General features: G+C 62.6%; 14 protein-coding genes and 1 pseudogene. 8 read left to right on the forward strand and 7 right to left on the reverse strand.

Going from position 1 to position 16544, the window contains the following annotated elements:
• Positions 1 to 11: 11 nt before the first annotated feature.
• Genes HF690_RS09920 through HF690_RS09930 form a run of 3 tightly spaced genes read right to left on the reverse strand, consistent with a single transcriptional unit; the run spans position 12 to position 1824 of the window.
• Complete coding sequence (locus HF690_RS09920; RefSeq protein WP_113064881.1) at positions 12 to 767, reverse strand: tetratricopeptide repeat protein; 756 nt, start codon at positions 765 to 767, stop codon at positions 12 to 14.
• A gap of 36 nt (positions 768 to 803) precedes the next feature.
• Positions 804 to 1496, reverse strand: a complete 693-nt coding sequence (locus tag HF690_RS09925) for a 2OG-Fe(II) oxygenase (protein WP_113064882.1) — start codon at positions 1494 to 1496, stop codon at positions 804 to 806.
• A gap of 40 nt (positions 1497 to 1536) precedes the next feature.
• The gene (locus HF690_RS09930; RefSeq protein ID WP_113064883.1) at positions 1537 to 1824 is read right to left on the reverse strand and encodes an encapsulin-associated ferritin-like protein; all 288 of its coding nucleotides are present in this window, start codon (positions 1822 to 1824) and stop codon (positions 1537 to 1539) included.
• Positions 1825 to 2044: 220 nt separating this feature from the next.
• Here HF690_RS09930 and carA point away from each other — a divergent pair, with 220 nt between their 5' ends.
• The 7 genes from carA (at position 2045) to HF690_RS09965 (ending at position 12046) form a co-directional block, all read left to right on the forward strand.
• A complete protein-coding gene (gene carA / locus HF690_RS09935) occupies positions 2045 to 3169 on the forward strand; it encodes a glutamine-hydrolyzing carbamoyl-phosphate synthase small subunit (protein WP_168609303.1) in 1125 nt (374 codons plus the stop codon).
• Positions 3169 to 6399, forward strand: a complete 3231-nt coding sequence (gene carB, locus HF690_RS09940) for a carbamoyl-phosphate synthase large subunit (RefSeq protein WP_113064885.1) — start codon at positions 3169 to 3171, stop codon at positions 6397 to 6399. Before carA ends, carB begins: the two co-directional genes overlap by 1 nt.
• A complete protein-coding gene (gene greA, locus HF690_RS09945; protein ID WP_113064886.1) occupies positions 6396 to 6872 on the forward strand; it encodes a transcription elongation factor GreA in 477 nt (158 codons plus the stop codon). The genes carB and greA overlap by 4 nt, the downstream gene beginning before the upstream one ends.
• 31 nt (positions 6873 to 6903) lie before the next feature.
• Positions 6904 to 8823 (forward strand): ATP-binding cassette domain-containing protein, encoded by a 1920-nt coding sequence (locus HF690_RS09950; protein ID WP_168609304.1) that lies wholly within the window; start codon positions 6904 to 6906, stop codon positions 8821 to 8823.
• 31 nt (positions 8824 to 8854) lie between these two features.
• On the forward strand, positions 8855 to 9745 hold the full coding sequence (locus HF690_RS09955) for a phosphoglycerate mutase (RefSeq protein WP_168609305.1): 891 nt from the start codon (positions 8855 to 8857) through the stop codon (positions 9743 to 9745).
• A complete protein-coding gene (gene recJ / locus HF690_RS09960) occupies positions 9742 to 11460 on the forward strand; it encodes a single-stranded-DNA-specific exonuclease RecJ (RefSeq protein ID WP_168609306.1) in 1719 nt (572 codons plus the stop codon). The genes HF690_RS09955 and recJ overlap by 4 nt, the downstream gene beginning before the upstream one ends.
• A 142-nt stretch (positions 11461 to 11602) precedes the next feature.
• Positions 11603 to 12046, forward strand: a complete 444-nt coding sequence (locus tag HF690_RS09965; protein WP_113064890.1) for a GFA family protein — start codon at positions 11603 to 11605, stop codon at positions 12044 to 12046.
• Positions 12047 to 12115: 69 nt separating this feature from the next.
• Here HF690_RS09965 and HF690_RS09970 read toward each other — a convergent pair whose 3' ends face one another.
• The 4 genes from HF690_RS09970 to HF690_RS09985 form a co-directional block, all read right to left on the reverse strand.
• The gene (locus tag HF690_RS09970; protein WP_240151699.1) at positions 12116 to 12484 is read right to left on the reverse strand and encodes a hypothetical protein; all 369 of its coding nucleotides are present in this window, start codon (positions 12482 to 12484) and stop codon (positions 12116 to 12118) included.
• A gap of 706 nt (positions 12485 to 13190) precedes the next feature.
• Positions 13191 to 13544: a hypothetical protein gene (locus tag HF690_RS09975; RefSeq protein ID WP_168609307.1), complete on the reverse strand. Its 354-nt coding sequence runs from the start codon at positions 13542 to 13544 to the stop codon at positions 13191 to 13193.
• A 719-nt stretch (positions 13545 to 14263) separates the two neighbouring features.
• Positions 14264 to 14977: a hypothetical protein gene (locus tag HF690_RS09980; RefSeq protein WP_168609308.1), complete on the reverse strand. Its 714-nt coding sequence runs from the start codon at positions 14975 to 14977 to the stop codon at positions 14264 to 14266.
• Positions 14978 to 15389: 412 nt separating this feature from the next.
• Positions 15390 to 16163 (reverse strand): abortive infection family protein, encoded by a 774-nt coding sequence (locus HF690_RS09985; protein WP_193568441.1) that lies wholly within the window; start codon positions 16161 to 16163, stop codon positions 15390 to 15392.
• 148 nt (positions 16164 to 16311) lie between these two features.
• On the opposite strand from HF690_RS09985, the pseudogene HF690_RS09990 reads away from it, so the two are divergent.
• Positions 16312 to 16544, forward strand: a pseudogene (locus HF690_RS09990) (IS110 family transposase); the annotation flags it as partial.

The following is a 16544-nucleotide window of genomic DNA, read 5'->3' on the forward strand; positions in this document are numbered from 1 at the left end:
CGACGGCGACGTCATCCGCGTGCGCCCAGTTGCGTCAGCTCCTGACGCGCCGCGCGGAGCCAGGGGCGCTCCTTGCGGCGGTAGTAGGCGGGCATCGAGCGGGCTTGCTTCAGCTGTGCCGCGAACACGTCACGCGCCTCGGCATGGCGTTCAGCGCGATGCAACAGGTGACCGTAGCGGTAGCGACCCTCCTCGCCGGGATAGCTGCGCGCCAGCACGCTGTATGCCTGCAATGCCGCAGCGGTATCGCCCAGTGCTTCGAGACAGCGGGCGTGCAGCAGATCGCCTTCGTGGGATGTGTAGTTCGGATTGGTCCGTGCGAGGGCGTCCAGGGTGTCGCGCGCGGCTGCGAAATCGTCCTGGCCGCCCTGTGCCCGAGCCAGGCCGAGCATGAAGTCAGGGTCCTCGGCATACAGTCCCTTGAGCAGGCCGCGGTAGAGTTCCTCGGCGTTGGTGTAGTCGCCGAGTTCGAGGCATTCCTCGGCCAGGTGTCGGCGATTGTCGATGGTGTCGCTCGTTTCCAGGCGTCGTTGCAAGGCGCGCCGACGGCGTGCCGGGTCGAGGGTCTGCATGGCCTTGCGAGCGGCCTTGCGGCCTCCCGGATTGCTCTGGAGATCCGGAATCACCGCAGCCAGCACGTAGATCGCGACGCCCAGATACGAGGCGATCAGCAGCAGCCAGATCCAGTACAGGGAGCGACCGCTGCGGATCACGTGGACAGCGCAGGCGATCTGCAGGGCAAGGGAAACCAGAAAAAGAGCGGGCATCGCGGATCCTTGGCGGTACAGGCTTCGCTGTCTCGCTCAGTCGCGATGCGCGGCGTTGCGGTCGCGGCCGGCGCCGAGCTTCTTGTCGAGGCCGCCGAACAGCTTCTTGAACAGGCGCGAGAACTTGCCGCGCTTGGTCTTGCGCAGCTTGGCTTCCTCGCTGACCAGCCAGGCGACCTGGATCACCCGGCGCTCGCCCTCGTATGGCAGGTGACCGTGGAAGGAGTTCTCCGAACGCTTGAAGACCGCGAACTTGCCGTACAGGGGCTGCAGTTCAGGCACCAGCATGGCGTCGATGTCGTCGATCTTCTTCAGGAATCGCAGGCAGCCGTCGCTGGTGTCGGGCCACGACTCGTTGAGGTAGAGCAGGGCGGTGGCGACCTTGGACTTGCTGTCGGTGTGGATGGTGCCGTGACGGCGGTTGAGGTGCCGGCACAGCGTGACCAGCGTGGGGTACTGGCCGAGGTTCTCGATGCCGAGCCGCGTGCCGATCGCGCTGGCGATCTCCGGTGCGGTCAGTTGCTCGATGACGGTGTTGATCGTCGGTCCGCAGTCGGCCGGGTCCCATGGAAAGAAACCGGCTTCGTCGTAGCGCGGGAAATCCCGCTCGAGCTCGCCTCGCGCCGCATCGGGAAGCTGCTCGTGCGCGATCAGGAAGGAGAACGGTTCCGAGCAGACCGTGGTGTCGGCGCGTTCGAGGCGGGCGGGATCGATCAGTGTCGTCGTCATGGGGCATGCACGCGAATCGGAAAAGGCGTGGAGAACGGGGCTAGTCGTGGCGAAGCGGCTTGTCGGTGAACAGAAATTCCTTCATCTGGTCGGAGAAGAAGCCGTCGTGACGGCGAATCCATTCCAGCACCATCGCGGCGTGTTCCTTTTCCTCGTCGCGGTTGTGCTCGAGGATGGCCTTCAGCTCCTCGTCCTTGCAGGCGCTGGCGCGCTGGTTGTACCAGTCCACGGCTTCCAGCTCTTCCATCAGGGACACGATGGCGCGGTGCATGTCGCGCACTTCGTCGCTGAGTTCCTCGATCGGTTCGTGGTACTGGTCGCTGGCCATGCGCGGCTCCTTGTGCGTGCAGTGAATTGAATTTGTCCGGACAGTCTAGCGCCAGACTCCGGTTCCACGGCAAATGCAGCGGACATTCATCCGAACAGGTGGACATCGCCGGTGCCGGCGCTTAACATTGTGGCCCGCCCGAAAACCCTTTTTTCGCGAGTCCCTCAGGCCAGTCACACCGGCCTGCGGGTTTTGCTGCACCTGCTGAAGGCGGCCCCCGATGACCCCAGCTCTGTTAGTTCTTGAAGACGGTAGTGTTTTCCGCGGCCACGCGGTCGGCGCCACCGGTTCCACCGTCGGGGAGGTGGTGTTCAACACCGCCATGACCGGCTACCAGGAAATCCTCACCGATCCCTCCTACGCTCGTCAGCTGGTCACGTTGACCTATCCGCACATCGGCAACACCGGCTGCAATGCCGCCGATGCCGAATCCGACCGCATTCAGGCTGCCGGCCTGATCGTGCGCGACGTACCGCGCCGCGCCTCGAATTGGCGCAGCGAAGAAAGTCTGTCTGCCTATCTGGAACGTTCCGGCGTGGTGGCCATTGCTGGCATCGACACGCGCCGCCTGACACGCATCCTGCGCGACAAGGGCGCGCAGGCCGGCTGCATCGTCGCCGGCGATGCCATCGACGAGGATTCGGCGCTGGCGCAGGCGCGCGCCTTCCCCGGCCTGAACGGCATGGATCTGGCCAAGGAAGTCACCACGGCGTCAAGCTACGCCTGGTCCGAAGGCGTGTACGACCTCGATCGCACGGCCTTCAATACCACCGAAGCCCGCTTCAAAGTCGTCGCCTACGATTTCGGTATCAAGCGCAACATCCTGCGTCTGCTGGCCGAGCGCGGCTGTGACCTCACGGTGGTGCCCGCGCAGACGCCGGTCGAGGACGTCCTGGCGATGCAGCCAGACGGCGTGTTTCTGTCCAACGGACCCGGCGATCCGGCGGCGTGCGAGTACGCGGTTGCCGCCGCGCGCACGCTGCTGGACAAGAAGATCCCGCTGTTCGGCATCTGCCTGGGACACCAGATCATGGCGCTGGCCGTGGGCGCGAAGACGCTGAAGATGAAGTTCGGCCACCACGGCGCCAACCATCCGGTGAAGGATCTGGACGACGGCCGCGTGCTGATCACCAGCCAGAACCACGGCTTCGCCGTCGATCCGGATTCGCTGCCCGAGCAGGCCCGTGTCACGCACCAGTCGCTGTTCGATGGCTCGCTGCAGGGCTTCGCGCTGACCGACCGGCCCGCGTTCTGCTTCCAGGGACACCCGGAAGCCAGTCCCGGCCCGCACGACATCGACTACCTCTTCGACCGTTTCGCCACCCTGATGCAGGAGGCCCGCTGATGCCCAAGCGCACCGATATCCAGAGCATCCTGATCATTGGCGCCGGCCCGATCGTCATCGGTCAGGCCTGCGAGTTCGACTACTCCGGCGCACAGGCCTGCAAGGCGCTGCGCGAGGAGGGCTATCGCGTCATTCTGGTCAACTCCAATCCGGCCACGATCATGACCGACCCGGAGATGGCCGACGCGGTCTACATCGAGCCGATCACCTGGCAGACCGTCGAGCGCATCATCGCCAAGGAGAAACCTGACGCGGTGCTGCCGACCATGGGCGGACAGACGGCGCTGAACTGCGCGCTGGAACTGGCTGACCACGGCGTGCTCGAGAAGTACGACGTGGAGCTGATCGGCGCTTCGCGCGAAGCCATCCGCATGGCCGAGGACCGCGAACTGTTCCGTAACGCCATGAACGAGATCGGCCTGGAGTCGCCGCGCTCGGAAATCGCGCGTTCGATGGAGCAGGCCTGGGAAATCCAGGAGAAGCTGGGCTTCCCGAGCATCATCCGTCCGTCTTTCACCATGGGCGGCTCCGGCGGCGGCATCGCCTACAACCGCGAGGAGTTCGAGGAGATCGTCAAGCGCGGCCTCGAACTGAGCCCGACCCACGAAGTGCTGATCGACGAATCGGTGCTGGGCTGGAAGGAATTCGAGATGGAAGTGGTCCGCGATCATGCGGACAACTGCATCATCGTGTGCTCGATCGAGAATCTCGATCCGATGGGCGTGCACACCGGCGACTCGATCACCGTGGCGCCGGCGCAGACCCTGACCGACAAGGAATACCAGCGCCTGCGCGACGCTTCGCTGGCGGTGCTGCGCAAGATCGGCGTGGACACCGGCGGCTCCAACGTGCAGTTCGGCGTCAACGCCGAGACCGGTCGCGTGGTGGTCATCGAAATGAACCCGCGTGTGTCGCGTTCGTCGGCATTGGCCTCGAAGGCGACCGGCTTCCCGATCGCCAAGGTTGCGGCGAAGCTGGCGGTTGGCTACACGCTGGACGAGCTGAAGAACGAGATCACCGGCGGCAAGACACCGGCTTCGTTCGAGCCGGCCATCGACTATGTGGTCACCAAGATCCCGCGTTTCGCCTTCGAGAAGTTCCCGGCCACCAACGCGCGCCTGACCACGCAGATGAAGTCGGTGGGCGAGGTGATGGCCATCGGCCGCAGCATGCACGAATCGCTGCAGAAGGCGCTGCGCGGACTGGAAACCGGCAAGAACGGTCTCGACCCGACCGGTCTGGACCTGAACGACGACGAGGATCTGGCCACGCTCAAGCGCGAGCTGCGTCAGCCCGGGCCGGAGCGCATCCTGTACCTGGGCGACGCCTTCCGCGCCGGCCTGTCGCTGGACGACGTGCACGCGCTGACCGCGGTCGATCCGTGGTTCCTGGCGGCGATCGAGGACATCGTCCTCGCCGAGGGCGAGCTGCGCGAGCAGGGGCTGTCGTCGCTGGACGCCGCGCGCATGCTGGAACTCAAGCGACTGGGTTTCTCCGACGCGCGCATGGCCACGCTGCTGGACACCGACGAGGCCGCCGTGCGCCACCTGCGTCGCACGCTGGACGTGCGTCCGGTCTACAAGCGGGTGGATTCGTGCGCGGCCGAGTTCGCCACCTCGACCGCCTACATGTACTCGACCTACGAGGAAGAGTGCGAGTCCGATCCCAGCGACCGCCGCAAGATCATGGTGCTGGGCGGCGGACCGAACCGCATCGGCCAGGGCATCGAGTTCGACTACTGCTGCGTGCACGCCGCGCTGGCGCTGCGCGAGGACGGGTTCGAGACCATCATGGTCAACTGCAACCCGGAAACGGTCTCGACCGACTACGACACCTCCGACCGTCTGTACTTCGAGCCGTTGACGCTGGAAGACGTGCTGGAGATCGTCGACAAGGAGAAGCCCGAGGGCGTGATCGTGCAGTACGGCGGGCAGACCCCGCTGAAGCTGGCGCGCGCGCTGGAGGCGGCCGGCGTGCCGATCATCGGCACCAGCCCGGATTCCATCGATCTGGCCGAGGACCGCGAGCGTTTCCAGCAGCTGATCGACCGGCTGAATCTGAAGCAGCCGCCCAACCGCATCGCCCGCAGCGCCGAGGAAGCGCTGACGCTGGCGCGCGAGATCGGCTATCCGCTGGTGGTGCGTCCGAGCTACGTGCTGGGCGGTCGCGCGATGGAGATCGTCTACGCCGACGCCGACCTGGAACGCTACATCCGCGAGGCAGTGCGCGTGTCCGAATCCTCGCCGGTGCTGCTGGACCGCTTCCTCGACCACGCGGTCGAGGTCGATGTCGACATCATCGCCGACGCCGAGGGCAACGTGCTGATTGGCGGCATCATGGAGCACATCGAGGAGGCCGGTGTGCATTCCGGCGATTCCTCGTGCTCGCTGCCGCCGTACTCGCTGACGCCGGCGCTGCAAGACGAATTGCGTCGCCAGGTCACGCTGCTGGCGCGCGAGCTGAAGGTCATCGGTCTGATGAATACCCAGTTCGCGGTGCAGGGCGGCGAGACCGTGTTCATTCTGGAAGTGAACCCGCGTGCCTCGCGCACCGTGCCGTTCGTGTCCAAGGCCACCGGCCAGCCGCTGGCCAAGATCGCCGCGCGCTGCATGGCCGGCCGTGATCTGATCGCACAGGATGCGACGCGCGAAGTCGTGCCCGACTACTATTCGGTGAAGGAAGCGATCTTTCCGTTCTTGAAGTTCCAGAACGTCGACCCGATTCTGGGACCCGAGATGCGCTCGACCGGCGAGGTGATGGGCGTGGGGCGCGATTTTGGCGCCGCCTTCGGTCGCGCGCACGAGGCCGCCGGCATCCGCAAGCCGCCGCTGGGCAAGGTGTTCCTGTCGGTGCGCGACGCCGACAAGGATCGCCTGCTGTCGATCGCACAGGACATCCACAAGCGCGGATACGGTCTGGTCGCCACACGCGGCACCGCGGCCTTCCTCAACGACCACGGCGTGACCTGCGAGCACATCAACAAGGTGCTGGAAGGCCGTCCGCACATCGTCGATCTGATCAAGAACGGCGAGATCGTCTATATCGTCAACACGACCGAAGGCAAGCAGGCGATCGCCGACTCGTTCTCCATTCGTCGTGAGGCGCTGCAGCAGCGCGTCACGTACTCCACCACCATCGCAGGCGCGCGCGCCCTGCTGCATTCGCTGGATTCCCGCGACGGCGGCAGCGTGCACAGCCTGCAGGAACTGCACAAGGAGCTTGAAGCATGAACCGTGCTCCCATGACCAAGAAAGGCGCCGAGCGCCTGCGCAAGGAACTGGAACGCCTCAAGGGCCAGGAACGTCCGCGCGTCATCGAAGCCATTGCCGAAGCGCGTGCGCACGGCGACCTGAAGGAAAACGCCGAGTACCATGCGGCCCGCGAGCAGCAGAGCTTCATCGAGGGCCGCATCAACGAGCTGGAAGCCACGCTGTCCACGGCACAGGTGATCGACACGAGCACGCTCAATGCCGGTGCCAAGATCGTGTTCGGCGCCATCGTCAATCTCGAGGACGAAGACAGCGGCGACGAGGTGACCTACCAGATCGTCGGCGACCTGGAAGCGGACATCAAGCAGAACCTGATTGCCGTGTCCTCGCCGATCGCGCGTGCGCTGATCGGCCGGCTGGAAGGCGACAGCATCGAGTTCGAGGCGCCCAAGGGCGTGAAGAACTACGAGATCATCGCCGTTCGCTACGAGTGAACGACGGGTCGGCCGGCGGAGCGCATAGACGGTGATCGCCTTTCGCGAATTCGGCCTGCGTCGCGGTCCGCGCGCACTGCTCGAAGGCATCGACCTGACGCTCCACGCCGGCTGGAAGGTCGGTGTGGTCGGCCGTAATGGCTGCGGAAAGTCGAGCCTGTTCGCGGCCATCCGCGGCGAGCTGGACAGCGACACCGGTTCGATGGAGATCCCCTCGGGCATCCGCATGGCCTCGGTGGCGCAGGAAACGCCGGCGCTGCCCGACGCGGCCATCGACTACGTGCTGGGCGGCGATGTCGAGCTGGCGGCGGCGCTTGATGCCGAGGCGCGCGCGCAGGAGGCTGGCGATCATGCCGCTGTGGCAACGGCGCATCAGCGCATCGAGGCGCTGAACGGCTACGACGGCCGCGCTCGCGCTGGACGACTTCTGCACGGCCTCGGCTTCGCGCCGGACACGCACGAGAAACCGGTGGCGTCGTTCTCCGGCGGCTGGCGCGTGCGTCTGAATCTGGCCCGTGCGCTGATGGCGCCGTCCGAGCTGCTGCTGCTGGACGAGCCGACCAACCATCTCGACCTCGACGCCGTACTGTGGCTGGAGAACTGGCTGCGTCACTATCCGGGCATGCTGCTGGTCATCTCGCACGACCGCGAATTCCTCGACGGCGTCGTCTCTCACGTGCTGCACCTGCACACGGGCACCGGACGCCTGTACACGGGAAACTACACCGCGTTCGAGCGCCAGCGTGCCGAGCAGCTGCGCCAGCAGCAGATCGCGCACGAGAAAGAGCAGGCCGAGCGCGCACACCTGCAGTCCTTTGTCGACCGCTTCCGCGCCAAGGCCAGCAAGGCCAAGCAGGCGCAGTCACGCATCAAGCGTCTGGAAAAGCTGGCCGGCACCGAGGCCGTGCGCGTGGAGCGGCCGTTCCATTTCCGTTTTCCCGAACCCGGACGGCTGCCGACCTCGATGCTGGGACTGGACCAGGCCGACCTTGGATATCCGTCCCGCGAGGGGCAGGGCGGCGCGGCTTGCATCCTGCGTGACACGACTCTGCGGCTCGAAGCCGGTGACCGTGTCGGGCTGCTGGGCATCAACGGTGCGGGCAAGTCCACGCTGGTGAAATCGCTGGTCGGCGACCTCGCCTTGCTGGACGGCGAGCGTAGCGCGCACAAAGACCTGCGTATCGGCTACTTCGCCCAGCACACCGTGGAGAGCCTGCGCGCCGGCGCCAGTCCGTTCGATCATCTGGCCGAACGCGCACCCGGCGTGTCGCAGCAGGAGCTGCGCGACTGGCTCGGGCAGTGGCAGTTCGCCGGTGACCGCGCATTCGAGCCGGTCGACGGATTCTCCGGCGGCGAACGAGCGCGGCTGGCACTTTCGCTGATCGCCTGGGACAAACCCAATCTTCTGCTGCTCGACGAGCCGACCAACCACCTCGACCTGGACATGCGCGAGGCGCTGGTCGATGCGCTGGAAGACTACGAAGGTGCCCTGGTGCTGGTCTCGCATGACCGCCATCTGCTGGGACTGGTCTGCGACCGTTTCTGGCGCATCGACGAAGGCGCGCTGCACCGGTTCGACGGCGACCTCGATGACTATGCCCGGTGGCTGCGCAACCGCGATACCGGAACCGACTCGTCGTCCGAGGCCTCGTCGGCGCAGCCTTCGGCGCGTGAGCGACGCCGCGCGGCAGCCCAGCAGCGCGAGCGTGCTCGCCCCTTGCTGAAGGCGGCACAGGCGGCGGAAAAGCGCATGCAGTCCATCGAACGCGAGCTGGCCGAGATCGAATCGCGCATGGCCGACCCGGCGCTCTACACCGAGCAGCCGCGCGAGGCGGCCGAACTCGGCAAGCGCCAGGGCGAACTGCGCGCCGAGCACGATACGCTGGAGACCCAGTGGCTGGAACTGCATGAGCAGATCGAGGCGCTGCAGGCCGAGCCTGCGCAGGCATGATCCTGTCTTCTGAGCGATTCCGGAACTAGCCATGCTGCATGTGTTGCTGCCCAACTTTGCCCATTGCGGTCAGGATCGTTTGCTTCGGACCTGGCTGATTCGCGGTGACCGATTGCCCGATGCCGCGCACGGCTATTCCGCAGCGCTGGGCGCGCACTTTCGCTGGCCCTCGGGTGATCTGCCGGCGGGCGCTCTGCTGCGCGAAGCCGAGCGGGGGGATGCCGAGGGAGATACCTGGCTATGCGCCGATCCGGCCTTCGTGCAGCCCGACATGACCGGAGCACGCATGCTCGCATGCGGCACGCTGGATCTGACCGCCGAGGAGGCCGAATCGCTGGCGCGGCCCCTGCGACCGCTGTTCGGCGATCGCGGCTTTCTGCTTGAACTGACTACGCCCTCGCGTTGGCATCTGCGTATGCCGAGGGATGCCCAGCCGCCAGCCTTCGCCGCGCCGGATCGAGTGCTGGGCGACGATCTGCTGACGTATCTGCCGCAGGATGCGCGTCATGCGAGCTGGCGCGAGTTGTTCAACGAGGCACAGATCCTGCTGCACCAGCATCCGCTCAACGCCGAGCGCCGCGCACGCGGCCAGATGCCGGTGAACTGCCTGTGGCTGTGGGGCGGTGGACGCCTGCCATCCTGGGTCAAGGCCGACATCGAGCGTATCCACACGCATGATGCGCTGGCTCGCGTGCTGGCCGAACGGGCCAGGGTCGCGGTCGCGGATGTGCAGGATTTCGACCCCGATGCCGCCGGCGACGTGCTGCTGGATCTGGAAGCCGGACTGCGTCCGGAGGCGCACTGGCCGTTGCTGGAGCGGGCGCTGAAGCGGCACAAGGCCATGCATCTGGATTTCGCCAGCGGCGAACGCATGCTGGTGCGCCACGCCCATCGCTGGCGCATCTGGCGGAAGGTGGCATGAGACGGACGACGCTGCGCCAGCGACATTGTCCCGATCTGCGAATCGACTGGCCCGATACGCTGCACCCGGTCCTGCGACGCGTCTATCTGGCTCGTGGCGTGGCGTCCGCGGAACAGATCGACCACGCGCTGACCGCCCTGACGCCGCCGCAGGCGCTCGGCGGACTCGATGCTGCCGTCGATGTCCTGGCGCAAGCCATCGCAGAGGGGCAGCGCATCGTCATTGCCGGCGACTACGATTGCGATGGCGCGACCGGCATGGCGGTCGCCGTGCGCGGGCTGCGCATGCTCGGCGCAACCCGCGTCGGATTCGTGGTGCCCAATCGATTCGAGCATGGCTACGGTCTCAGCCCGGCGCTGGTGGGTTCGCTAGGCGAGAGGCCGGACGTGCTGGTCACGGTCGACAACGGCATCGCCAGCGTCGCCGGCGTGGCCGCGGCGCGCGAGCGCGGTATCCGAGTGGTCGTGACCGACCATCACCTGCCGGGTCCGCAGTTGCCGGAGGCCGACGCCATCGTCAATCCGAACCTGCCCGGCGACGCCTTTCCCAGCAAGGCGCTGGCCGGCGTCGGCGTAATGTTCTATCTGCTGCTGGCACTGCGCGCTCGGCTGGAACGTGAAGGCCGGTTCGCGGCCGGCGCGCGGCCGAATCTGGCCGCGCTGCTGGACCTGGTCGCGCTGGGCACGGTCGCCGACGTGGTGCCGCTGGACCGCAACAATCGCGTGCTGGTCGAAAACGGTCTGCGTCGCATCCGCGCCGGTCGCGGCTGCGCGGGCATCCAGGCGCTGGTCGAAGCCTCCGGGCGCAGCATTGCCACCCTGACGGCTTCGGACATGGGGTTCTCCGTGGGGCCGCGCCTGAACGCAGCCGGCCGGCTGGAAGACATGACCCTGGGCGTGGAATGCCTGCTCACCGACGATGCGGCGCGCGCGCGCGAGCTGGCGGAACTGCTGTCGTCGATCAATGCCGAGCGCCGTCAACTGCAGGCCGGCATGGTGGCCGAGGCCGAGCGCATGGTCGAGCGCACCGATGTGCCGGATGCGACCGGCGTCGCACTCTACGACGAGGGGTGGCATCCGGGCGTGGTCGGCCTTGTGGCCTCGCGCCTGAAAGAACGGCTGCATCGCCCGGTCGTGGCGTTCGCGCCGTCCGATGTCGGCAGCGACACGCTGCGCGGTTCAGCGCGCTCGATTCCGGGCTTCCATGTTCGCGATGCGCTGGCCGAGGTCGACGCCCGGCATCCCGACTTGATGGGCCCGTTCGGCGGCCATGCCATGGCGGCCGGACTCAGTCTGGCCGCGGATCGCTTCGACGCCTTCGCGCAGGCCTTCGACGATGTCGTCCGCGACCGCATGCAGCCCGAATGGCTGGAGTCCGTGCTGTGGACCGATGGCGAGCTGGGGGCGGGTGAGATGAATCTGGAACTGGCGCGCGTCCTGCGACTGGCCGGTCCGTGGGGACAGGCGTTTCCGGAGCCGCTGTTCGAGAACACCTTCGAATGCCTGCGGCGCCGGCCCATGGGCAGCACCGGTGCGCATGCGCGCTTCCATCTCCGCGATCCGCGAGACGGCAGCATGATCGACGCGGTGATGTTCAATATCGATCCCGAACTTCCCGACGTGCCAAACCTTCGCGCGGCCTACAGTCTGGTCGTCAACGACTGGCAGGGCCGGGAAACACCTCGTCTGCTATTGCGCCACATCGAGCCGGCGTAGGCACACCTGCCGACAGGAATCCCGCTGGCTTGCGCCAGAAGCCAGCGACCTGGCCGTGCGGGATCGGACATAGGTTCCATTGCGCGAAGCAGGGCTTGTCCGCATGCTGGATCGGCGATTCGTTGCGATGGAGGCTTCTGTCATGAACACGCCAGACGTTCAACCCACGCATGTCGCGCGTTGCTTTTGCGGCGCGGTCGAACTCGAACTTCGCGGTGAACCCGCCGACGCCGGGTACTGCCACTGCGAATCCTGTCGACACTGGTCGGCGGGGCCGGTCAATGCCTTCAGCCTATGGCCGAAGGAGGCAGTGCATGTGCGCCAGGGCGAGGACCGGTTGGCGCATTACGCCAAGCATCCGCGCAGTGTCCGTCATTGGTGCTCGAACTGCGGTGGTCATTTGTTCACCGAACACCCGGAGTGGGGACTGATCGATGTGTTCGCCGCCGTGATCGAGGATTTCGATTTCGTGCCGTCCGTGCATGCGAACTATCAGGAAACCGTGCTGCCGATGCACGACGGTCTGACCAAGTTCCGCGATTTTCCCGAACCCCTCGGTGGCAGCGGGGAGATCATCGCGGAGTAGCGCGGGTCCACGCACGAAAGCGGCGCTGGCAACGCCCGGCCGGGGCGGCGTGCACTAGGCCGGGCGGAGTCACGCGGTCACTTCGCGTGCCTTTTCACGCTGTGCTTCTTCCTCGGGCGGGAAGTGATACCAGTCGACGTGCGGTGAAACCTTTTTGCAAACAAGGCATTGGGTGGTTTCCCAGTGGTGTCCGCAGCCGGGGCAGCAGCCGCCGGTCCAGAAGGTGTTCCAGCGGGTGCCGCAGCCGCCTTTCGAGCGTGCGCAGATCCAGCGGCTGTCGCCGCGTGGGTGCCACTGGCAGGCGGGGCAGTAGATTTCGGGTTCGCGTGTCATGGTGATGCGGTGCTGGGCTGACTGCACCATGATGCAGTCTGTTGGGGGCTTCAAGAGCGTTCCGTCTGGCTGGCGCCGGCCGGGTTCATTTTCTTGCTTGCCCACGAAAACGACCGAAGGGAGTGCCCGTGGTGCGAACCAAAAGAAGGGCACCCCGCGTCCGCGCTCTCCGGAGCTTCGCTCCTCCAGGTCCGCTCCGGGTTCCGGGAGTGTTTCGACAGCACATCCTGTGCTGACGAAACACTGGCGCACATCCTTGTGCGCCACCCTTCGGGCCTGATCCTCCACCCTCCGCCACTACCGAAGGGGAGGGGCGCAGGCTGGGTTCTTCGGCAGCGATTAATTGCCTCTGCCTCTATATTCACCCTTGCTCCGGCGCGGCTTGCTGTAGCGCTTGCCTGGAGTTCCTGTGTATTGGTCAACGGACTTTCGACCATCTGAGGTCTCTACGGTTACTGCGAAATGCCGACCCAGGATTGGATCAGTGCCAAATCGAGCGGACATGGTTTTGATTTCAGACACCTCAATACCATGCTCCTTCGCCAACTTCGGAAGCCGTTCCGAAAAGCGCACAATTGCTTGGCGGAGGTTCGAGGAAACAGGGCTGCCTGACGTTGATCCACATAGGAAGTCAACGATGATGTGACCCTCCGGGGAGGCGGAGGCCTCGCCAAACACATCGACGCAGTAGGTGCCCGCCATGAAGCAAATTCCGCTCGCAAGCGAATCTGCGACATTGTGTCCGAACGATGTGAGTTCACCGATTTTCATGATTAGACTTATGACGGAATATATTTGTGCTATCTAACGCTCAGTTTAAGGTGCGCGGCTTTGCCGCGTCGCACTTGAGGCCGCCGTTAGGCGGCCGCAAGGCGGCCAAAATCTTTGTTGCGAATTTTAGGCTATGCGCGCGGCTCGACTCGTTGCTTCGGCCTAAACCCATCGTTTCGGTGCCGAGGTGCTCTAGATGAGCTGCCAAAGTCTCGACCGTGCAGTTGCTCTTCACCATTGAGGCAATGTGCGGAGCGTAACTATCGTACTCATCGGCTGGTGCCAAAGCGCCTGGCTCGACTCCGATTGGATCCCATTGGCGAAGGATATCTTCGACAAGACGAATATCCTTTATCGCTGCATCTTTAAGTTTAGCTTTGTCAGGTTTTGACATTGCCATTCCGTCTAGAGCCCCTGTTCAGTTGCATTTGAGGCGGCGTCGAAAATAAAAATTGTCAGGGGCAATTTCTTGGTTGTGGGTCAGGGCCGCAAAGCGGTTGCGGTTTAATTTAGTTTTTTGCCATCTAAATTGTTGCGAAAGTTTAATTGTCTCCGGTGCCATTATTTGTTAGGGGTGGGGTAGTTAAGTTCCAGGATTCTTTTCACGCGGGGGCTGCCTTGGTTCTTGCGCATCGCATCTATGGAATTAATTCCCTCCGTCCCCTATTCTGAGTGCTGACGTCACCGTATCGACCAGGCGCGCCGCATTTCGCGCACTTGATGACGTCAGAGTCTTTGGGATTCTCCGGCATTTCAAATTTGTTACTGCCGCACGAGCAAGTGATATCAACATTCGTTGTTGTCATCGTGGCTACCTCAGCCATACACGCAACCGACTGTTGCCGTTGTATTGGCAGCACAGCGTTGTCTCATATGCCGAGACTCCCCCATGCTCAAGTCATGCTGCAAAGCGGCGCCGGCTTGGACAAATTGTTAGCCGCCATCCGAGCTGATAACGGTTCCAAATGCACTTACGAATGTTTTAAGTGTGCCTGGAACCGTTTTTTTGGGTGAGTAGGAGCTTGTCCGTGTTGCCTAACGCTTCCATAAACGGCGCGAGTTTACGAGCGTTCGGCGACCGAAGGGTGCGTATTTGATGGCCTTGTTAAACATTTACTGCAACAACTTCTTTGCAAGATCGGTCAGAATTTCCCTGCCTTCCTTAGACTTCAATATTCCTTTCATTACTGTCAGTAGTTTTGTGCCGGCTGTTTTGTACCAAACCCCTTTTGGATACACCTTTAGATCAGATTTGCCTTTCTCAATTGCTTTTTCTATTTTCCTCGTTTCTTCAGGTGTAAAGCCGAGCTTCTCTTCTAGCTCAGAAACCCTTTTATGAAGTTCATCCAATTTAGACTTGATGGCATCTTCTTCATGGCTTTCAAAGTAAGATTCCGGATCGTCAATATTTTCATCGATGCTTTTTTGAAAGTTATCAGTTAATTCATCAATGGTTGAGCACAACGTCGCTCTTGAGTTGATCAAGTCATCTCTGATGCTGCGAACCCAGTCAGATACTCTGCTGATGGCGGAATCAATATCTTCATGTTTTCTTGTTTCATTATTCTTGTATGTTCCTGGCTTTTCGATAGTTCTAATGATTTTTTTCGCGTTACCCTGACCCATAACAGCTAGGGTGGCGCCAATAGAGCCAGTCGAATATGTTTCATCTAAAACGAAGGTGTATTTTGGCAGCGCTTTGAAAGTAATCCGTGCAAGCACGGTTGAATTATCTGGAAACTGAGAATCAAAGTCCTCAACACAAAAATCCCCGTGCTCTAGATAATTTATTATTTTATTAATGACTGAGTTTCTAAGCGTTGGCATGAGGCACCTAAGTCCTTTAGTTGTTTAACGCTTGAGCTAAGACGCCAACCGTTGGCGTAGCCAGTGGGCGGTCGACTTGAATGAGTTGTTAGGCGCTGCCTTAAATGTTGTGCCTTGGATACCAGACACCCTTTACAACGATTGGCCCTGCGTTTGGAACCACATGCCTTTTATCGAGGGCGGCGAACTCAATGCCAGCAATGACGCCAGTGATCTCGGCTCCGCGCGGCGGATAGCCATGCTTGCGTAAAAGTCCCTCAGCCACAGCCTGGGACTCGGCGGTTACGCCAAACCCGAGGCCGCTGCTTGTGTTGAACCAAAACGCAGTGAGCATGTCTTTGCCTAACGCTTGAGGTAACCAGCGCGAATCCGCGCAGCGGGTGAGCGTCCGGTTGACCGATTAGTTAGCCTTTTACGCCACATGTTGAACCTTGGAGTTGATGTAGTGAAATAAGGTATGAGTAACGTTGACGACCAACAAAGCCTCCGCATCCCCTAGCAACTTTTCATTTGGATGAGCGACGGAGCCGTGGTTTCTTATAGTGTTGACGGAATCTATGACATTGGACAAGGAATTTAGAATGCGGACGATGTCTTTATCTTGATTGCCGAGATGTTGAAGCATCGGGTGGTCTGCGCGAAGCAGCTTGAACAGTTTAGTTATCGAAGCATTGGCATCAATGGTAAGACCGCATTGTGAGCATAGATCCTTTAGGTAGCCATGAAGAGCGGTGTGGAGCCTGTCGATACAGCTTACCGGTCCGTTTTTGACAAGCAAATGCTCTGAGTCGGCAAGCGCACGCTCCACCACCTGTGAAGAACTTATGTTTCGCACAACAACGGCCGGTACATGCGAACCCAACAGCCCCAAATCCGTCATGATTTCAGGCGCATCGTTCTCCAAAGCAACACGAATCTTCTTGTTGTTTAGAAAAGCTTCTATGACGGATGGCTTGTTGTCGGTGAAGTATCGGAGGGCTTGGAACACGCAAGAGCCGTAGTCTTCGTCGCCAAAGTAAAGACTGCGCAACAGCCTACCATGGCCGCGGATGTAGTCGTATTCGCCGGTCTCGTACCCGAACTCTTCCCAGTCGGTGTTCGTGAACTGCTTTGACACCGCCCGCTGTAGCGCAAGAATCAGCTTTCCGGAGCGAGTTGGATCAATAAGTACGTCGCGAACATTCATAGAAGGCTAACGCTTGAATTAAGACGCCGACCGCTGGCATAGCCAGTAGGCGGTCGGCTTGAATGAGTAAAAAGAGACTTCCCCTCCCTTCGGTCTCGAAGGCCATGATGGTGTTGCGACACAACCGTCAGCAGAAGAGGAAGTCTCCATGAACACTATAATCCTTGGCGTGGACTTGGCGAAGACCGCTTTTTCGGTGTGCGAGATGGGCGCGGCCGGGCATGTTCGGCGGCGGCTGGACCTCAAGCGCGATGCGTTTGCCCTGTGGCTGGCCCAGCAGCCGGCTGGGACCGTGGTCGCGATGGAAGCGTGCAGCGGGGCGCACCACTGGGCCAGGCGCTGTCACGAGTACGGCCTGCAACCGCGGATCATCGCCGCGCA

Origin of the sequence: Oleiagrimonas citrea (assembly GCF_012395255.1) — a bacterium.
GTDB lineage: Bacteria > Pseudomonadota > Gammaproteobacteria > Xanthomonadales > Rhodanobacteraceae > Oleiagrimonas > Oleiagrimonas citrea.